A 15,983-nucleotide genomic window follows, 5' to 3' on the forward strand; every position below is an offset into this window, starting at 1 on the left:
GTCGTGACAACCGAAGCGATCCCGACCTCCCGCACCCCGGCCGTGCCTTCGGGCCGCACTCCCCGTCAGAAGCTCGTCCTCCCCGGCCTGATGTTCGTCGGCCTGGTGACCACGGCGGTGGGGAGCCTCGGTGCGCCGCTGCTGCCGACGATCGACGCCGACTATCACGTCTCGGTCGGCGAAGGGCAGTGGGCCCTGACCATTTCACTGCTCGCCGGGGCGATCGCTGCTCCGATCCTCGGCCGGGTGGCCGACGGCGGGCGCCGCAAAGAGGTCATCTCGACCGCGCTCGTGCTCGTCGCCCTCGGTTGCATCCTCGCGGCTCTCCCGCTCGGCTTCGGCTGGTTCCTCGCCGGCCGTGCGCTGCAGGGCGTCGGCCTCGGGCTGATCCCTCTGGCGATCACCGTGGCTCGCCACGCACTCCCCCACGACCGGGCGGCCAACGGCATCGCCCTGCTCGGCGTCACGACGGTGGCGGGGCTCGGCATCGGTTACCCGCTGGCGGGCCTCGTCGTGCAGTTCTTCAGCCTCTCCACCGCGTTCTGGGTGGGGGCCGTGATCACCGTGCTAACCATCGTGGCAGCGATCGTCATCATCCCCACGTCCGTCCCGGGTCCGCATGCGCGCCTCGATCTGGGCGGCACGCTCCTGCTGGGTGTCGCGGTCGCCGGGCTGCTGCTCGTGTGCGCCGAGGGCAGCGACTGGGGCTGGGGCTCGATCAAGCTGATCGGCTGCCTCGTGATCGGTGTCGCGGCCGGCGTCGTCTGGGTGTTTTACGAGCTCCGCAGCCCTGCGCCGCTGGTCAACCTCCGCCTGCTGGCCCACCCGTCCGTCCTCGCCGCCGACATCGTGGTCGTCCTCGTCGGCGCCGGCATCTATCCGCTGCTCTCGCTCGTGGTGCGCTACGCGCAGACGCCCGCGAGCAACGGATACGGCTACGGCTACTCCGCCGCTCTCGCCGGCCTCCTGCTGCTGCCCTACTCGTTCGCCAGCTTCGCCGCGAGCCGCATCGTGCAGCGACTCCTGAAGCGCTACTCGCTGGAGGCGCTCGTCGTGGTGTCGAGCGTCGTGCTCATCGCCTCGATGGTGATGTTCCTGCTCACGCGACAGCTGCTCATACCGCTGCTGATCGCCCTCATCCTGGCCGGGCTCGGTACCGGGGCGGTCTTCGCGATCAACCCGGCGCAGATCAACGCCGGGGTGCCGGCGCACGAGACCGGCAGCGCCAACAGCTTCTACCAGGTGCTGAGATACATCGGCTACTCGCTCGGGACGGCGCTCAGCGCGACATTCCTGGTCGGCTCCATCCCGCGCGGCGGCGGCACGCCGACCGAGGGCGGCTACAGCCTGGCCGCCTGGTTCGCCATCATCGCTCTCGTCGCCGCCCTCATCGCCGCCGTGCTGCTCAGCCGCCACAGCAAGCACGCCTCGGCCAGCCTCATCCAGACGATCGAGTCGATCAGCGAGTGATCGTCGCCCTCGTCGCCTCGTCGTCGCGAGAGAGGATGCTGACGAGGAGCGTCTCGTGAACGAAGAAGTGCCCGGCCCGGAGCACCTGGACGACAGCGCTGCCCTGATCGTCGGAGCCTCCGCCGGCATCGGCCATGCGGCGGCAGCCGAGCTTGCGACGGGTTCAGCGCCAACCTCTTCGGTCGTGCCGCCGAGCAGGCCCACCTGGGTGTGTCCGAGGCCGACGACCCGGGCGACCTCGTCGTGTTCCTCGCCGACCCCGGCGCGCGACGCCTGACGAGTCAGGCGATCAGCGTGAACGGCGGCATCAGCGCGGCGTGACGCCGGTCGGCTCGGGGACGTCAGACAGGCGGGAGGCAGCGGATCGCCCGAACGGAGCCGCTGATCACGGTGGAGCCCGCGTCATACGGCACCAGGATCACGTCGCCGCGGCCGAGAGCGCGCGACCCGCCCTCCCACGCGAGCTCGCCGACGCCGTCGAGGGCGATCAGCACGGCGAACGACGGCTCGAGGATCACTGGTTCGGCAGGCGCGACGAGTTCGGCCCGGAAGAACGCGTCGGTGCCCGTCGGAAGGAGGCGGACACGGTTGCCCTCCTCGGCGTGACCGTGGACAGCGGCGAGCATCGGCCCCACGAGCGGCTGGAAGTCGACGGCGCCCAAGGCCGTGTCGAGGTCGAGACCGAGGAACGCCCCGGCAGGGTCGATGCCCGGGAACCCTCTGTATTCGAGCAGGATCGACAGGTCGCTCGGCTCCTGCAGCTCGACGAGCGTGATGCCGTCGCCGATCGCGTGCGGCGTGCCGGCCGGCACGAAGACCCAGTCACCTGCCGTGACCGTGAGCTCGTTGAGCGCGCCGAGCAGCGCGGACGTGTCTTGGTCGACGACGAGCCGACGAAGGGTCGCGAGATCGACTTCGTCACGGAACCCGAGCCAGACGGTGCCTGATCCTGCGCCCGTATCGGTGATTAACCACGCCTCGGTCTTGCCGCGCGGCGACCCCAGGTGTGCTGCGGCGAACGCCGCATCGGGGTGCACGTGGTTGAAGAGCCGCTCGCCGGTGCTCAGGATCTTGACGAGGAGGCCCGTGTCGGCGCCGTATCGGTTGACGTGGTCGAGGCCGAGGTAGCCGATCGGGTCGAGCGAGATCGCATCCTTCAGCGTCATCCCGTCGTCGAGCACGGTGAGACCGATGCCGTCCGTGCCGTGAACGCTCGTCGTCGAGGCGATGAAGTCTTCGGGCACGTGGTCGTCGGTCGAGCCGATGCCACGGAGGGCCAGGATGCCGGCGCCACCTCGATAGGCGCGGTCGGCCGGCTGGTTGGGTGCGAGGGCGAGAGGGTCCATGGTTCATTGTGCTCCCGGCCTCGAGCCGAGTCGGCGAGTGGGCCACCGGGCGAGGTCGGTGTCGAGCAGGGCGGGGTCGCGCGTGGGCGGCACCTCGTCGGTGATCTCGAGCCTCGTGATCCGCTCGAGGTGGAAGCCCCGGATGCCGTCGCGGAGACGACACCAGCCGACGAGCAGCCACGAGTCGCCGCCGCGCAGGAGGCCCATGGTCTCGACGTCGCGCGTGGTCGTCGAGACCCCGTCGTCACCGAGATAGCCCAACCGGACCACCCGGCGCGCGGTGATCGCGTCGGACAACAGGTCGGTCGGCACCTCCCCCGGTTCGCCCGGCACCGGGTCGGGCGCCGGCGCCTCGATCACGTGCATCGTCGACAGGACGCTCTGCACCGGCGCGAGCCGGTCGTCGTCCATCACGGCCAGGATCTTGGCCCTCGCGCGGCGAACCGCGGCGCCGTAGGGCGACGACTCCAGCAGCCCCAGGCCGGCCAGCACGGCGAGCGACTCCGATGCGGTGAGGTTGAGGGGCGGCAGCGAGAACTCCTTCAGGATGGAGTAGCCCCCGGCCGCCCCGTGGTCGGCGTAGATCGGCACACCGGCGACCTGCAGCGACTGGATGTCGCGCTCGATCGTGCGCGCAGAGACGTCGAACTCGCGCGAGAGCCGGGCGGCCGACGTCGGCAGATGCGACCCGCGCAGCAGGTCGACCACCGCGTACAGCCGCTCGGCTCTCTTCATACGGCGAGTGTGCCAGGCACGTCAGACAGTCATCGGGCGGCTGCCGGTGACCGACCAGACCTCGTTGACGAGGCCCTCGGCCGTGAAGTCGAAGATGTCGACGCCGCCGGCGTGACGGTCGCCGATCGCGACGTTCCACAGCATCCTGCCGTGCTCGCCGTCGATGGCCTGGGCCACCTCCGAGAAGACGACGTCGGGATGCTGGGCGTGATACCCGCCGAGGTACGTTGCGAAGGCGTCGCCCCCGCGCACGTCGTCACCCGGGCTCGAGCCGTCGGTCTCGGTGGTGCCGAAGTGGATGCGGAAGTCGTCGCTGCAGATGAGGCGGGCGATGTCGGCGTCGCCGTTCCACATCTCGAGCCACACGGCGAGGGAGTCGGCGGCGGCGGTCGTGGTTGTGATGGTGTCGTTTTCAGTCATGACTCGAGTCTCGAGACCCCTCGCGACAGCTGTGTGTCGGTGTTCAGTCGACGAGTCGTCCTACTCTTGATGCGTGCCCACACCCCCGGCGGACGACGTCTTCGACGCCCACTTCCACATCATCGACAAGCGCTTCCCCCTGGTCGCGAACAACGGCTTCATGCCCGACGAGTTCAGCGTCGCCGACTACAGGGCACACTCGGCCGAGCTGGGCATCACGGGCGGTGTCGTCGTCTCCGGGTCCTTCCAGGAGTTCGACGACACCTACCTGGTCGATGCGCTGGAGACCCTCGGCCAGTCGTTCGTCGGCGTCGTCAACGTCGCCGACGATGCGACCGACGACGACCTCCTGCGTCTCGCGAGCGCCGGCGTCCGCGGTGTCCGCTTCAACCTGTACCGCGGCGGCTCCGCCGGCCTCGACAGCGTCGCGACGCTCGGCCGCCGCGCCTGGGACGTCGCCGGCCTGCACTCCGAGTTCTACCTCGACGCGCACGATCTCGACACCCTCGAGCCCCTGCTCGCCTCCCTCCCCAAGGTCAGCATCGACCATCTCGGCATGACGAGCGCGAACCGCGACGCGCTGCTGCGCCTTGTCTCGGCCGGGGTGCACGTCAAGGCGACAGGATTCGGTCGGGTCGACCTCGACGTCGCATCGACGGTCGCCGAGATCCACGCCGCGAACCCGGCGGCACTCATGTTCGGCACCGACCTGCCCAGCACGCGCGCCCGCACGCCCTTCCGCCCCGCCGACATCACCCTGCTCACCGAGGCCCTGCCCACTGGCGCGCGCGCCGCCCTGCACGACAACGCCGCCGCCTTCTACGGCCTCTCCGCCTAGCGGCCCGCGCCCCTACGTCGCCGCTTGGCCCCGACCTCACCCAGGCGTGAGTGGCACATTTCCGCGGAGAACCGCCCGAATTGCGGCGGAAAAGTGCCACTCACCGGCGACGGACGGAGCCGCAGCGACCTAGCTTGCGCCGACCAGCACCCTGACCTCGCCGGTGGCGGGGTCGGCCTCCTCGCGAGCGAGAGAGGCGCCCTCGACGTCGACATCGGGGAGGATGCGGTCGATCCACTTCGGCAGCCACCAGGCCGCCTCGCCGAGCAGCGTCATCACGGCGGGGATGAGCAGCATGCGCACCACGAACGCGTCGACGAGCACACCGAATGCGAGGCCGAAGCCGATCGGCACGATGGTCGAGTTGCCCGACGTCGCGAACCCGCTGAACACGCCGATCATGATGAGACCGGCCGCGATGACGACCGACTTCGCACCGTCGAGGCCCTCACGCACAGCCGCACGAGCCGAGTGCACGTGCTCGTGCGCCTCGCGCACGCCCGACACCAGGAACAACTGGTAGTCCATCGCGAGCCCGAACACGATGCCGATCAGCAGCGTCGGCAAGAAGCTCAGGATGGGCGTCGGCGTGTGGAGACCGAGCAGTTGCTCGCCCCAGCCGAACTGGAACAGCGCGGTGACGGCGCCGAGCGTCGCGAGCACGCTCAGCAGGAATCCGGCCGTCGCCATGATCGGGATCAGGATAGAACGGAACACCAGGATCATGATCAGGATCGACAGGCCCAGCACCACGATCAGGTAGATGGGCAGCGCGTCGGCGAGCTTCTGCGACACGTCGATGTTGATGGCCGTGACACCGGTGGCGCCGAGGGTCACGTTCAGTTGCTTGTCGAGCGTCGGTGACAGATTGCGCAGGTCTTTCACGACCTGCTCGGTGGTGGCCGCGCTCGGGCCGTCCTTCGGGATGACCTGGAAGATGAGCGTGCGCTTGTCGGTCGATGCCCCGCCGGCCGCCGCAGCGACGACGTTCGGCACGTCCATGATCTTGTCGGCGATGTTCGCCTCGAGGTGCGTGAGGGCCGCGGCGTTCGCGGTCTTCGGCGCGTTCGCCACGACGATGATGGCGCCGTTGGTGCCCTCGCCGAACGCCTTGCCGATCTGCGTGTACGCCTTGTATTGCGTCGAGCTGGCGGGCTCGCTCGAGCCGTCGGGGAGACCGAGCCGCATGGCGGTCGCGGGGATCGCGATGATGAGCAACGCGATGACGCCGGCGATCAGGATCACGACGGGGTGACGGGTCGCCACGTTGCCGCTCTTCTTCGGGGTGGCGACGGCGTGCTCGACCTTCTCGGCCGCCTCGGCGGGCGAGACGACGCCCTCGGTGCGGATGAGGTGACGCTGCTTCTTGGGCAGCACCTTCGTGTTCGCGAAAGTCAGCATGGCGGGCGTGAAGGTCAGTGCGACGAGCACGGCCATCGCGACACACAGGGCGCCGGCCGAGCCCATCAGCCCGAGGAACCCGATCCCGGTGACGTTGAGGGCCACGAGGGCGATGATCACGGTGATGCCGGCGAACATGACGGCGTTGCCCGAGGTGCCGGTCGCCAGGCCGATGGACTGCCGCATCGGGATGCCCGCGCGGAGGTTCCGCCGGTGCCGATTCAGGATGAAGAGCGAGTAGTCGATGCCGACGGCCAGCCCCAGCATGAGGCCCAGGGTCGGCGTGGTCGACGACTCGCTGACGACGCCTGAGAACGACAGGACGCCGACGGCGCCGACCGCGACTCCGACAATTGCCGACAGCAGGGGGAGGCCCGCGGCGACGAGCGACCCCAGCATGATGAAGAGCACGATCGCCGCGATGACGATGCCGATGCCCTCGGAGGCGCCGCCGCCGATGGAGACCGCGGCGAGCGCGGTGCTGTAGTTCACGTTCACGCCGGCGATGGACTGCTTGTCGACGTCGCCCCGCAGCGTCGTGAGCTGGTCGGGTGTGATGTCGGTGATGGCCTTCGAGAACTCGACGGTCGCGACCGCGGTCGACTCGTCGGTCGACACGGTCCTGATCGCGGCGGCGTCCTTCAGGAGGCGCTGGCCGTCCGTGAGCTGCTGCTGTGAGGACACGAGCGTTGCAGACGCCTTGTCGAGAGCGGCCTGCTGGGTGGCGAGCTGGGCCGAGGCGCCCGCCGGGGCTGCGGAGCCTGCCGCCTGCAGCTGCGCCTTCGCGGCGTCGAGCTTCGCCTGGTTCGCAGTGATCTGGGCCTTCGCTGCGGTGAGCTGCTTCTGCCCGTCGCTCAGCTTCGTCGCCGCGGCGTCGCGCTGAACGGCGGAGGTGAAGGGGTTGACCGTGCCACTGACCGCGGGCGCCTTGGACGCGCGGGTCAAGGCGGCGGCGACGCCGGCCTTCTCGGTCGCGGTGAACGCCGTGCCGTCTTTCGTCGAGAAGACGATCTGGCCCGAGCCGCCGCTCGCGCTCGTGAACTCTTTCGCGAGCTGGTCGTTGACCTTCTGCGCCGGGGTGCCGGGGATCGAGAACGTCGACGTGAGCGTGCCTCCGGCGACCTCGTACGCGGTCGCGACGCCACCCAGGATCACGATCCACGCGATGACGACGAACCACCGCCGCCGCGAAGAGAACAGCCCGAGTCGCTGCAGGAGTGTGGCCATGGTCAAGTGCCTTTCGAGGGGAGACGAGCGTGCGGGGCGTCAAGGATCCGCACCGTCGAAGGGCAGCTCGCAGAGGCCCGAAGAGAGACGGACCGCGGTGTCGTGTTCGACCTTAGCAAAACGTTCCGTTTCGTATTGTGGTGATTTGCTGAGAAAGATAGCCTCGACCCATGGAGAAAACCGTCGGGGCCAGACGCGGGCGTGTGCGCAGCGAGACGTCTCGCACCGCGATCCTCGACGCCACGCGGGATCTGACGAACGAAGCCGGCTTCGCCCACGTCACCATCGAGAAGATCGCGGCGCGCGCCCATGTCGGCAAGCCGACGATCTACCGCTGGTGGCAGTCGAAGAACGCCATCCTCGCCGAGTGCGTTGTCCGCGGCGAGATGCTGCCGACGGCGGAGTACGTCACGCCGACCGACGGCTCGCACATCGACGTCGTCGGCGTGTTCCGGATCGCACTCGACTACGTCGATGCGAACAAGCCCCTGCTGAGCGGGCTGGCGGCCGCCGCGTTCGAAGATCCGGTGATCGCCGAGCAGATGAACACGCACCTGATGAGGCCGTTCGAGCTGCTTCTCCATGAGCGGGCGGGTGCGGCCGGCCCCGGCCCCCTCGCCCCGGGTGAGATCTCCGTGGCATCGCTCACCCAGCTCATGCTCGGCATGATCCTGCTGCGCCTCGGGCCCGGCGCGACGAACGACGATTTCTCGGCCGACGCCGTGTTCGAGGCGCTCATGTCGCATGTCAAGGTGGACCCGAAGGACTCCCGGTGAGCGGCTGGCTCGGTGTCATCGCCGCCGACCACGTGCGCCGCGCGCTGTCGCTCGGTATCGGTCAGATCAACCACGGCAGCCGCGCGGGCCTCGCTCGAATGAGCGTCGGCGACACGCTCGTCTACTACTCGCCCACCGAACAGCGGGGCGACAAGAAGCCGCTGCGCGAATTCACCGCGCTCGGAACCATCGCCGACGACGAGATCTGGCAGGCCGACGAAGGCGAGTTCACGCCCTACCGGCGGCGGGTCGACTGGGCCGACACGCGCCCTGCACTCCTCGCGGAGGTCACCGACCGACTGCATCTGACGGCGGGGCCGAACTGGGGCTATCAGCTGCGGCTCGGGCTGGTCCCACTCGACGACCACGACGTCGAGATCCTCCGCGCCGTCATGATGCGCGGCACGAGCTAGCCGACCGAGACGCCGGCGAGGCGGGCCGAAAGATCCCAGATGCGCGTCGCATCCTGCTCGGATGTCAGGCGCGAGTACATCTTCTCATCGGCCGGTGCGCCCGAAAGGTGGCCGATGCCGGAGGGGCCGTACAGGCGACCGCCCTTCGCGTCGGGGCTCGTCACCGCGTAGACGGCCGGCAGGGCGGCCGACTCGGGCGTGCCGAACAGGATGCCTCGGCGCGACAGCGCACGGATCATCTTCACGCCGGTGGTGTCTTTCGGCCGGCCCATGCCGGGCTGAGCGGCGAGCAGGTTCGTCGGCGAGATGCCCGGGTGGGCGAGGTTGCTCGTGATGCCCCAGCCCTCGGCGATGCTGCGACGGTTCAGCTCGAGCGCCCAGAGGCCGAGCGCGATCTTCGACGACGAGTAGGCCTTCATGGGGTTGTAGTCGTGCTGCCACTCGAGGTCGTCCCAGTTGACGGCGTTCTGGTTGGCCGAGAGCGACACCTGGGTCGTCACGCGGGCCTTGCCTGCGCGCAGCAACGGCAACAGGTGGGCGGCGAAGGCGACGTGACCGAGGTGGTTCGTGCCGAACTGCAGCTCGAAACCGTCGACCGTCAGCTGCCGCGTCGGCGGGGTCATCAGGCCGGCGTTGTTGACCAGGATCTGGATGGGTCGCCCCTCCGAGACGAGCGTCGCGCCGAGCGCCGCGACCGATTCGAGCGACGACAGATCGAGTTCGCGGGTCGACACCGTCGAGCCCGGGGCCGCTGCGGTGATCCGCTCGACCGCGGCCGCGCCTTTCGTCGGGTTGCGGACGGGCAGGATCAGCTCGGCGCCGGCCTCGGCCAGCCGCCTCGCGATGTTCAAGCCGATGCCGTCACTGGCCCCCGTGACGACGGCGAGCGTGCCGGCCAGGTCGGGGACGCTGATCTGAGGTGTACGAGGCATGGCGCGTTCCCTTCGAGCCGAGGCGATCCCGGCCATGAGGCGAGTCTCCCGCTTCCTGACCGCCACAGTCAGGCCGCACTCATCCACGGACTCTCGCTCCCCGCCATCCGTGCCGTTGCCGCCAGACGATCGGCCGGAACGCCTCTAGGCGACGACCTCGTCGCGCACGGTCGTCGAATCATGTTGCCGCTGGGGAGCGATGAGGACGAGCGCCGGATACGTCACGATCGCCAGCGCGAGATGCATCCACACCAGCACGAGCACGGCGTCCGCCGGCTGCCCGCGGAAGAGGATGTAACCGTCGGGGGCCAGACCCACGACCGTGACGATGATCGTGAGCAGGAAGAACGGGGCCCGGGCACGCGAGCTCACGAGCGTCATCAGTGGCCAGGCGCTGCAGGCGACCACGACACCGATGATCGTCAGCTTGCCGTAGTCGCCGAAGGCATAGTGCTGATACCCGACGGTCGACGGATACACGGCCTTGCCCACGGCGACGAGCGCAGCGCACGCCGCCAGCGAGACGCCGACGGCGACGATGGTCGCCAGAACCCAGCGCCAGGCTCGAGGTTGCCGCCGGCCCCCAGGAAGGTCGAACTTCATCGGAGACGTCTTTGCTCGCGGTCACTGGTCATGAGACCAGGAGAGCAGGCGCGCCATCAGAAACGCCCCAGATTCGGGCCTCCGGATCCGGCGGCCCGGGCCCGACGACGCTAGAGGGGGATCTCGCGGCCGATCACGATGGTGCGGTCGCGGGGCAGCTCGATGACGTCGAGGGGGTCGGGGGCGAGACGATCGAGGGCGAGGAAGAGGATCTGCGCCCAGCGGAACATCTTGCTGCCCCTGTTGTAGCGCGGCACCGGCGTCGAGATGAAGAACGTCGCGCGCGACGCCGCGAAGTCGTCGAGGCACCCGTCGTCGACCTTGCTGGCCTCGGTCAAGAGTGCCGTCATCCGCGGATGCTCACGGAATCCGATCTTCGCGACGACCTGCACGATCCCGTCGGGATACGACGTGACGGTGATCCGGTGCGGCGACCCGACCGTCGACGGCACGTCGATCGTCTTGTAGCTGAGCAGGATGGCGCGCTTCTGCAGCGAGTGGTTCGTCGACACCATGGTGCGGAGCGCGATCGGCACGATCGTCGGGTTGCGGGTGATGAAGACCGCGTCGCCCGGCACCCGGAAGAGAGTGCCTTTCGCCTTCGCGAGCATCGCCGGCAGCTCGTCGAGCGAGACCTCGTTGCGTCGCCGGCCCGAGGCGATCCGGCGCAGCCCGACCCACCAGGTCGCCATCACGACGAAGACGAGCCCGCCGATCGTGAGCGGCAGCCAGCCACCCGACGACACCTTCGGCAGGTTGGCTGTGAGGAAGCCGAGCACGACGAGCAGGATCCCGAAGGCCACGACCATCGTGACGGTCACCTTCTTCTTCGTCACCCACGACCAGGCCAGGTAGATGATCGTGGTGATCGAGATCGTGGTCGTCACGGCGATGCCGTAGGCCGAGGCCAGCGACGCGCTGCTGCGGAAGCCGATGACGACCGCCAGCACTGCGACGGCGAGCAGCACGTTGATCGCGGGGACGTAGATCTGCCCCTCGCTGTCCTCCGAGGTGTGCACGACCTTGAGGGGCGGGAAGACGCCGAGGCGCCACGCCTGGTGGATCACCGAGTACGTGCCCGAGATGACCGCCTGCGACGCGATGATGGTCGCCAGGGTGGCCAGGATCACCATCGGCAGCAGCGCCCACGATGGCACGAGGCCGAAGAAGGAGGTGCTGGCATCCTGCGGGTGGCGAAGCGCCAGCGACGCCTGCCCGAGGTAGTTGAGCACCAGCGCGGGGAAGACGACGAAGAGCCAGGCGCGGGTGATCGCCTTGCGCCCGAAGTGACCGAGGTCGGAGTAGAGCGCCTCGGCGCCCGTGACCGCCAGCACGACCGCGCCGAGCGCGACGAAGGCGACCTTCGGCTGGTCGACGAAGAACGCGACGACCCAGGTGGGCGACAGCGCCTGCAGCACGGACGGGTCCAGGGCCAGCGAGAACACGCCGGCCACAGCTAACGCCACGAACCACAGCGCCATCACGGGGCCGTAGAGCTTGCCGATGAAGCTCGACCCGAGCTTCTGGATCGCGAAGACGCCGATCAGGATCACGAGGGCGATGGGCACCACGAACTTGGCGAAGTCCGGCTGCACCACCTCCAGGCCCTCCACTGCGGAGAGCACGGAGATCGCGGGAGTGATGACGCTGTCGCCGAGGAACATGGCGGCGCCGAACATGGCGACGACGGTGAAGACGCCGATGGTGCGCGCCTTCAGGCTGCTGCGCCGAAGCAGACCGAACAGGGCGAGGAGACCGCCCTCACCGCGGTTGTCGGCGCGCATGAGAAAGCGTACGTAGAGAACGGTCACGACCAGGAAGAGCGACCAGATGAGCGTCGCCGTCGAGCCCAGCACGAATTCGCGGGAGGGCCCGGCCGAGCTGCCGCCACCGACGCCGAACGTCGTGCTGGCGGCGTAGATCGGGCTCGTGCCGATGTCGCCGAACACGACGCCCATGGCGGCGAGGACCGGGCCGACGGCCTTGAGTGCGACCGGGTGACGACGCTGGGGTGCGGTGCGGGGTGAATCGGTGTCGGGCAGAGCGCGGGTGGTCATCAGGTCTTTCGTCGTGTGGAGGAAACGGCTGAGCATATCGCCGCTCGCCCTGCATTCCGAGCGGACCGGCTGGGAGTGGCTGTGAGCGGCCGAAGCTTTTGGCGAACAGGGGCCGGTAGCGTGGGTCGACCGCCCCCTCACCGAAAGAAGCCCGATGCGCCAGCTCTACCCGCCGCTCGAACCGACCCGCCACGGCATGCTCGACGTGGGCGACGGGCAGCAGGTCTACTGGGAGGAGTGCGGGTCGCCCGACGGCAAGCCCGTCGTCTTCTTACACGGTGGCCCCGGCGGCGGCTGCAACCCCGACTCGCGGCGTCTCTTCGACCCTGCCCGCTATCGCATCGTGCTCTTCGATCAGCGGGGCTGCGGTCGGAGCCTGCCCCACGCCGGCGATCACGCCACCGACCTGACGGCGAATACGACCTGGCACCTGGTCGCCGACATGGAGAGGCTGCGCGAGCACCTGTCGATCGACGCCTGGCAGATCTTCGGCGGGTCGTGGGGCTCGACGCTGGCCCTCGCGTACGCCCAGACGCACCCCGAGCGCGTGACCGAACTCGTGCTGCGCGGCATCTTCACGGTCCGCGAGAGCGAGGTCGACTGGCTGTACGAGGGCGGAGCCGAGAACATCCTGCCAGACGCGTGGGAGGAGTACGTCGCCCCTGTTCCGGCCGACGAGCGACGCCCGGGCGGGTACGTCGATGCGTTCTCGCGGTTGCTTGCCGACCCGGATCCTGCGGTCCACGGCACTGCCGCCCTCGCGTGGGCCCGGTGGGAGGCCTCCACGATCAGACTCCTCCCTCACCCCGAGGTCGTCGAGCGGTTCAGCGACCCCGACTTCTCGCTGGCGGTGGCCCGGATCGAGAATCACTACTTCACGCACGCCGGCTGGCTCGAGGAGGGCCAGCTGCTCCGTGACGCCGAGAGGATCGCGCACATCCCGACCGTGATCGTGCAGGGCCGCTACGACGTGTGCACGCCGCCCGTCACGGCGTGGGATCTGCATCGGGCGCTGCCCGACGCCGTCTTCCGCATGGTCGACGGCGCCGGGCACTCGGCCGACGAGCCCGGGATCCGCGACGCGCTGCTCGAGGCGACGGACGGGTTCGCGGGCCGCTGAGAGCGTGACCCGCCGGCGTCAGGCCTCCAACCCCTCCAGGATTTCGGCCTCGATGGTGTCGGCCTCGGTGGTCGGCATGCCGTGGGGAAGCCCGGCTAGCGTCGGTCTGCACCATCAGGGGCGGCACCGAGCGGATCAGGATCGCGCGGGCGGCGCTCCGAAGGCGTCACAGTTTCCTGACGGCAGGGAGACGAATGCTGAGAGTCACCAGAACGGCCAGGATGACCACCATCACGACGCCCGCGACCGTCGCGGCGTCAAGCATCGAGTGGGTCGCGACCGAGGTGAAGACGGACCCCAGCGAGGCCACCCCGAGGGCGAGCGCGGTCTGCTGCGTGGTCACGAGCACTCCCCGCCGACCCCCGCCGACTCGACGGGCACCTCGGAGAGCACGAGCCGGAAGAGCGAGCCGACACCCAGCGACTGGCCGATGCCGACGATGATCAGGGCGACGACGGCGAAGATCGCAGCGACGAGGGTCGAGCCGCGTGAGGCGCCCGATCCTGCGCCACCCAGCGCGTGCCAGCCGACGCGGACGATGACGACGAGTGCCAGTAGACCGACGCCCTCGACGGCGAGCCCGACTGTCAGCACCCGCCGCCCGAACCGCTGCAGCAGCCCCGGCACCCGGAAGGGGGTGATGAAGTACGCCACGCACACCGGCGCGATGGCGAGCCCGGCTGCGAGCGGAGACAGCCCGAGCCCGTCTTGCACGGCGATGGCGAAGACGAACATGAAGGCGCCGAACACGATGAAGAACAGGATCAGCACGGGCAGGCCCCGTCGCATCGATCGCGCCCGAGAGACGAGAGCGAGGGGCAGCAACGGCGTCACGCCTAGCCTCGGCGCGTGGGCCGACCACCGCACGAAGAGCGCCGCGCAGACGACGCACACGGCCAGCGACGCCCACGTCCACCAGGGCCAGCCGAGCGTCGAACCCTCCGACAGCGGCACGAGCAGCCCCGCGATCGAGAGCCCCAGCAGCACGGTGCCGCGCACGTCCACACCCACCCGGGTCGTCGATCGCGACACCGGCACGCTGCGGCGCAGCAGCACGAGCGCCAGGATGCCGACGGGCACGTTGACCAAGAAGATCGCACGCCACGAGACGGTCGAGACGAGCACCCCGCCGAGCAGCTGACCGACGACCGACGACAGCCCGCCGGCCGCCGCGTACGTGGCGATGGCGCGGCCCCGAGCCGGGCCTCGCAGAACGCTCTGGAACGTGGCGAGGGTCTGCGGGGTCATCAGCGCTGAGGACGCACCCTGCAACACGCGGGCGGCCAGCAGGATCGGCACCGACGGCGCCAGGCCCGCCGCGAGAGAGGTCAGAGTGAAGGCGGCGATGCCGATGCCGTACATCAATCGACGCCCGCGCTCGTCGCCGAGTCGCCCGCCGAGCACCAGTAGCACCGCGTAGGCGGTGCCGTAGCCGGCGACGACGAGCTCGAGCGTGCCGCCGGACGCGCCGAGCGACTTCTGGATGGTCGGCAGCGCCACGTTGACGATGAAGAAGTCGAGGCCGGCCAGGAAGGGCCCGGCCAGCAGCACGAGTGTGCCGAGCCGGGAGATCGTGGTGACAGCGGGCGCAGTGTCGGTCGAAGCGGTCATGGGTCTAGCATCGAGGTCATGACAACCGGGTACCAGAAGCCTGTTGATACTGGTAGTGAGACCACCAGCCTGAGCTCTGCTGACGACCGGCCGACGCGGCGCACCGAGCTCGCCGAGTTCCTCCGCGATCGCCGCGCCCGGGTCACACCCGAGCTCGTCGGGCTGCCCGCGGGCGGGCGGCGCCGCACGCCGGGCCTGCGGCGGGAGGAGGTCGCGCAACTCGCCGGCGTGGGGGTGACCTGGTACACGTGGCTCGAGCAGGGTCGCGACATCAGAGTCTCCGACCAGGTGCTCGAGGCGGTGTCTCGCATCCTGCGCCTCGATCGTGACGAGCGCGCCTACCTCTTCGCCCTGGCCGGATCGGCCGCCCCCGCGTCCGTGCACGAGCACGCCGTCGACCCGGCCACCCTGCGGGTGCTCGACGCCGTGATGCCGTGGCCGGCCTGCGTGCAGAACGCCAAATTCGATCTGCTCGTCTACAACACGGCCTACGCGCGCCTGGTCGGCGACCTGGATCGGGTGCCCGAGGCCGAGCGCAACACCCTGTGGCTCATGTTCACCGACCCCGAATGGAGGGCCGCGCTCGTCGGGTGGGAGAGCTTCGCCGGCCAGGCGGTCGCGCGGTTCCGGTCGAGATGGCCGGCCCACTCGAGCGACCCGTCGTGGCAGGGCCTGCTGTCGCGTCTGCTCGCGGCGTCCGTCGACTTCGCCCGGATGTGGGATCGCCAGGAGGTGACCGAGTTCACCCAGGAGCACAAGCCGATCCTCAACGGGGCCGTCGGCCTCATGCGGTTCGACCTCTCGATCACCTGGCTCACCCCGTCGGCCGGCGCGCGGCTCGTCGTCTACACACCCGCCGACGCCGACACGCAGGCCAAGGTGCAGGCGCTCGCGTCCTAGCTCTCGCGTCCTAGCTCTCGCGTCCTAGCTCGCGAGTCCTAGCTCTCGCGTCATAGCAACCGCATAGTCGGTCTGGGGAGTCGCAGGGCTTCCCGAGTGCCTGCCGCCAGAGTCGAGCCATACCTTTTCGAGCA

The 15,983-nt window shown here is 69.4% G+C and carries 16 protein-coding genes; 6 read left to right on the forward strand and 10 right to left on the reverse strand.

Annotated features, from left to right (window positions below):
- The first annotated feature begins 3 nt into the window (after positions 1-3).
- A complete protein-coding gene (locus tag AX769_RS16795) occupies positions 4-1,470 on the forward strand; it encodes an MFS transporter (RefSeq protein ID WP_204249227.1) in 1,467 nt (488 codons plus the stop codon).
- Here the strand turns inward: AX769_RS16795 and AX769_RS24190 are convergent.
- The 4 genes from AX769_RS24190 to AX769_RS16810 form a co-directional block, all read right to left on the reverse strand.
- A complete protein-coding gene (locus tag AX769_RS24190) occupies positions 1,460-1,606 on the reverse strand; it encodes a hypothetical protein (RefSeq protein WP_157887692.1) in 147 nt (48 codons plus the stop codon). The two genes, AX769_RS16795 and AX769_RS24190, sit on opposite strands and share 11 nt — an antisense overlap.
- Positions 1,607-1,811: 205 nt before the next feature.
- Positions 1,812-2,816 (reverse strand): class I mannose-6-phosphate isomerase, encoded by a 1,005-nt coding sequence (locus AX769_RS16800; protein WP_066281673.1) that lies wholly within the window; start codon positions 2,814-2,816, stop codon positions 1,812-1,814.
- A 3-nt stretch (positions 2,817-2,819) separates the two neighbouring features.
- On the reverse strand, positions 2,820-3,551 hold the full coding sequence (locus AX769_RS16805) for a YafY family protein (RefSeq protein WP_066281675.1): 732 nt from the start codon (positions 3,549-3,551) through the stop codon (positions 2,820-2,822).
- 21 nt (positions 3,552-3,572) lie between these two features.
- Positions 3,573-3,971: a nuclear transport factor 2 family protein gene (locus AX769_RS16810; RefSeq protein ID WP_066281677.1), complete on the reverse strand. Its 399-nt coding sequence runs from the start codon at positions 3,969-3,971 to the stop codon at positions 3,573-3,575.
- A 73-nt stretch (positions 3,972-4,044) separates the two neighbouring features.
- Between AX769_RS16810 and AX769_RS16815 the strand changes: the two genes are divergently transcribed.
- Complete coding sequence (locus tag AX769_RS16815; RefSeq protein WP_066281680.1) at positions 4,045-4,809, forward strand: amidohydrolase; 765 nt, start codon at positions 4,045-4,047, stop codon at positions 4,807-4,809.
- Between the two features lie 129 nt (positions 4,810-4,938).
- Here AX769_RS16815 and AX769_RS16820 read toward each other — a convergent pair whose 3' ends face one another.
- Complete coding sequence (locus AX769_RS16820; protein ID WP_066281682.1) at positions 4,939-7,437, reverse strand: MMPL family transporter; 2,499 nt, start codon at positions 7,435-7,437, stop codon at positions 4,939-4,941.
- 170 nt (positions 7,438-7,607) lie between these two features.
- On the opposite strand from AX769_RS16820, the gene AX769_RS16825 reads away from it, so the two are divergent.
- A complete protein-coding gene (locus AX769_RS16825) occupies positions 7,608-8,213 on the forward strand; it encodes a TetR/AcrR family transcriptional regulator (RefSeq protein ID WP_066281684.1) in 606 nt (201 codons plus the stop codon).
- Complete coding sequence (locus tag AX769_RS16830; RefSeq protein ID WP_066281686.1) at positions 8,210-8,626, forward strand: EVE domain-containing protein; 417 nt, start codon at positions 8,210-8,212, stop codon at positions 8,624-8,626. Before AX769_RS16825 ends, AX769_RS16830 begins: the two co-directional genes overlap by 4 nt.
- Here AX769_RS16830 and AX769_RS16835 read toward each other — a convergent pair.
- The 3 genes from AX769_RS16835 to AX769_RS16845 all read right to left on the reverse strand — a co-directional run bounded on the left by AX769_RS16835 (position 8,623) and on the right by AX769_RS16845 (position 12,218).
- Positions 8,623-9,558, reverse strand: coding sequence for an SDR family oxidoreductase (locus tag AX769_RS16835; RefSeq protein ID WP_066281688.1), 936 nt, complete (start codon positions 9,556-9,558; stop codon positions 8,623-8,625). The two genes, AX769_RS16830 and AX769_RS16835, sit on opposite strands and share 4 nt — an antisense overlap.
- 144 nt (positions 9,559-9,702) lie before the next feature.
- The gene (locus AX769_RS16840; protein WP_066281695.1) at positions 9,703-10,161 is read right to left on the reverse strand and encodes a DUF6069 family protein; all 459 of its coding nucleotides are present in this window, start codon (positions 10,159-10,161) and stop codon (positions 9,703-9,705) included.
- A gap of 110 nt (positions 10,162-10,271) precedes the next feature.
- The gene (locus AX769_RS16845) at positions 10,272-12,218 is read right to left on the reverse strand and encodes a KUP/HAK/KT family potassium transporter (RefSeq protein WP_157887693.1); all 1,947 of its coding nucleotides are present in this window, start codon (positions 12,216-12,218) and stop codon (positions 10,272-10,274) included.
- A gap of 154 nt (positions 12,219-12,372) precedes the next feature.
- Here AX769_RS16845 and pip point away from each other — a divergent pair, with 154 nt between their 5' ends.
- Positions 12,373-13,338, forward strand: a complete 966-nt coding sequence (pip, locus tag AX769_RS16850; protein WP_066281699.1) for a prolyl aminopeptidase — start codon at positions 12,373-12,375, stop codon at positions 13,336-13,338.
- A 166-nt stretch (positions 13,339-13,504) separates the two neighbouring features.
- Here the strand turns inward: pip and AX769_RS24775 are convergent, their stop codons facing one another.
- Complete coding sequence (locus AX769_RS24775; RefSeq protein ID WP_204249228.1) at positions 13,505-13,681, reverse strand: hypothetical protein; 177 nt, start codon at positions 13,679-13,681, stop codon at positions 13,505-13,507.
- Complete coding sequence (locus AX769_RS16860; RefSeq protein WP_066281706.1) at positions 13,678-14,949, reverse strand: MFS transporter; 1,272 nt, start codon at positions 14,947-14,949, stop codon at positions 13,678-13,680. Before AX769_RS16860 ends, AX769_RS24775 begins: the two co-directional genes overlap by 4 nt.
- A gap of 18 nt (positions 14,950-14,967) precedes the next feature.
- On the opposite strand from AX769_RS16860, the gene AX769_RS16865 reads away from it, so the two are divergent.
- Entirely contained in the window at positions 14,968-15,849 is an 882-nt protein-coding gene (locus AX769_RS16865) for a helix-turn-helix transcriptional regulator (protein ID WP_066281710.1), read from the forward strand.
- Positions 15,850-15,983: the final 134 nt, after the last annotated feature.

It is taken from the genome of Frondihabitans sp. PAMC 28766 (assembly GCF_001577365.1).
Classification (GTDB): domain Bacteria; phylum Actinomycetota; class Actinomycetes; order Actinomycetales; family Microbacteriaceae; genus Frondihabitans.

Coding starts and splice junctions, on each gene's coding strand:
- AX769_RS24190 (WP_157887692.1), bottom strand. CDS start 1,606: ATGGCCGATGCCGGCGGAGGCTCCGACGATCAGGGCAGCGCTGTCGTC.
- AX769_RS16800 (WP_066281673.1), bottom strand. CDS start 2,816: ATGGACCCTCTCGCCCTCGCACCCAACCAGCCGGCCGACCGCGCCTAT.
- AX769_RS16805 (WP_066281675.1), bottom strand. CDS start 3,551: ATGAAGAGAGCCGAGCGGCTGTACGCGGTGGTCGACCTGCTGCGCGGG.
- AX769_RS16810 (WP_066281677.1), bottom strand. CDS start 3,971: ATGACTGAAAACGACACCATCACAACCACGACCGCCGCCGCCGACTCC.
- AX769_RS16820 (WP_066281682.1), bottom strand. CDS start 7,437: ATGGCCACACTCCTGCAGCGACTCGGGCTGTTCTCTTCGCGGCGGCGG.
- AX769_RS16825 (WP_066281684.1), top strand. CDS start 7,608: ATGGAGAAAACCGTCGGGGCCAGACGCGGGCGTGTGCGCAGCGAGACG.
- AX769_RS16835 (WP_066281688.1), bottom strand. CDS start 9,558: ATGCCTCGTACACCTCAGATCAGCGTCCCCGACCTGGCCGGCACGCTC.
- AX769_RS16840 (WP_066281695.1), bottom strand. CDS start 10,161: ATGAAGTTCGACCTTCCTGGGGGCCGGCGGCAACCTCGAGCCTGGCGC.
- AX769_RS16845 (WP_157887693.1), bottom strand. CDS start 12,218: ATGACCACCCGCGCTCTGCCCGACACCGATTCACCCCGCACCGCACCC.
- pip (WP_066281699.1), top strand. CDS start 12,373: ATGCGCCAGCTCTACCCGCCGCTCGAACCGACCCGCCACGGCATGCTC.
- AX769_RS16860 (WP_066281706.1), bottom strand. CDS start 14,949: ATGACCGCTTCGACCGACACTGCGCCCGCTGTCACCACGATCTCCCGG.
- AX769_RS16865 (WP_066281710.1), top strand. CDS start 14,968: ATGACAACCGGGTACCAGAAGCCTGTTGATACTGGTAGTGAGACCACC.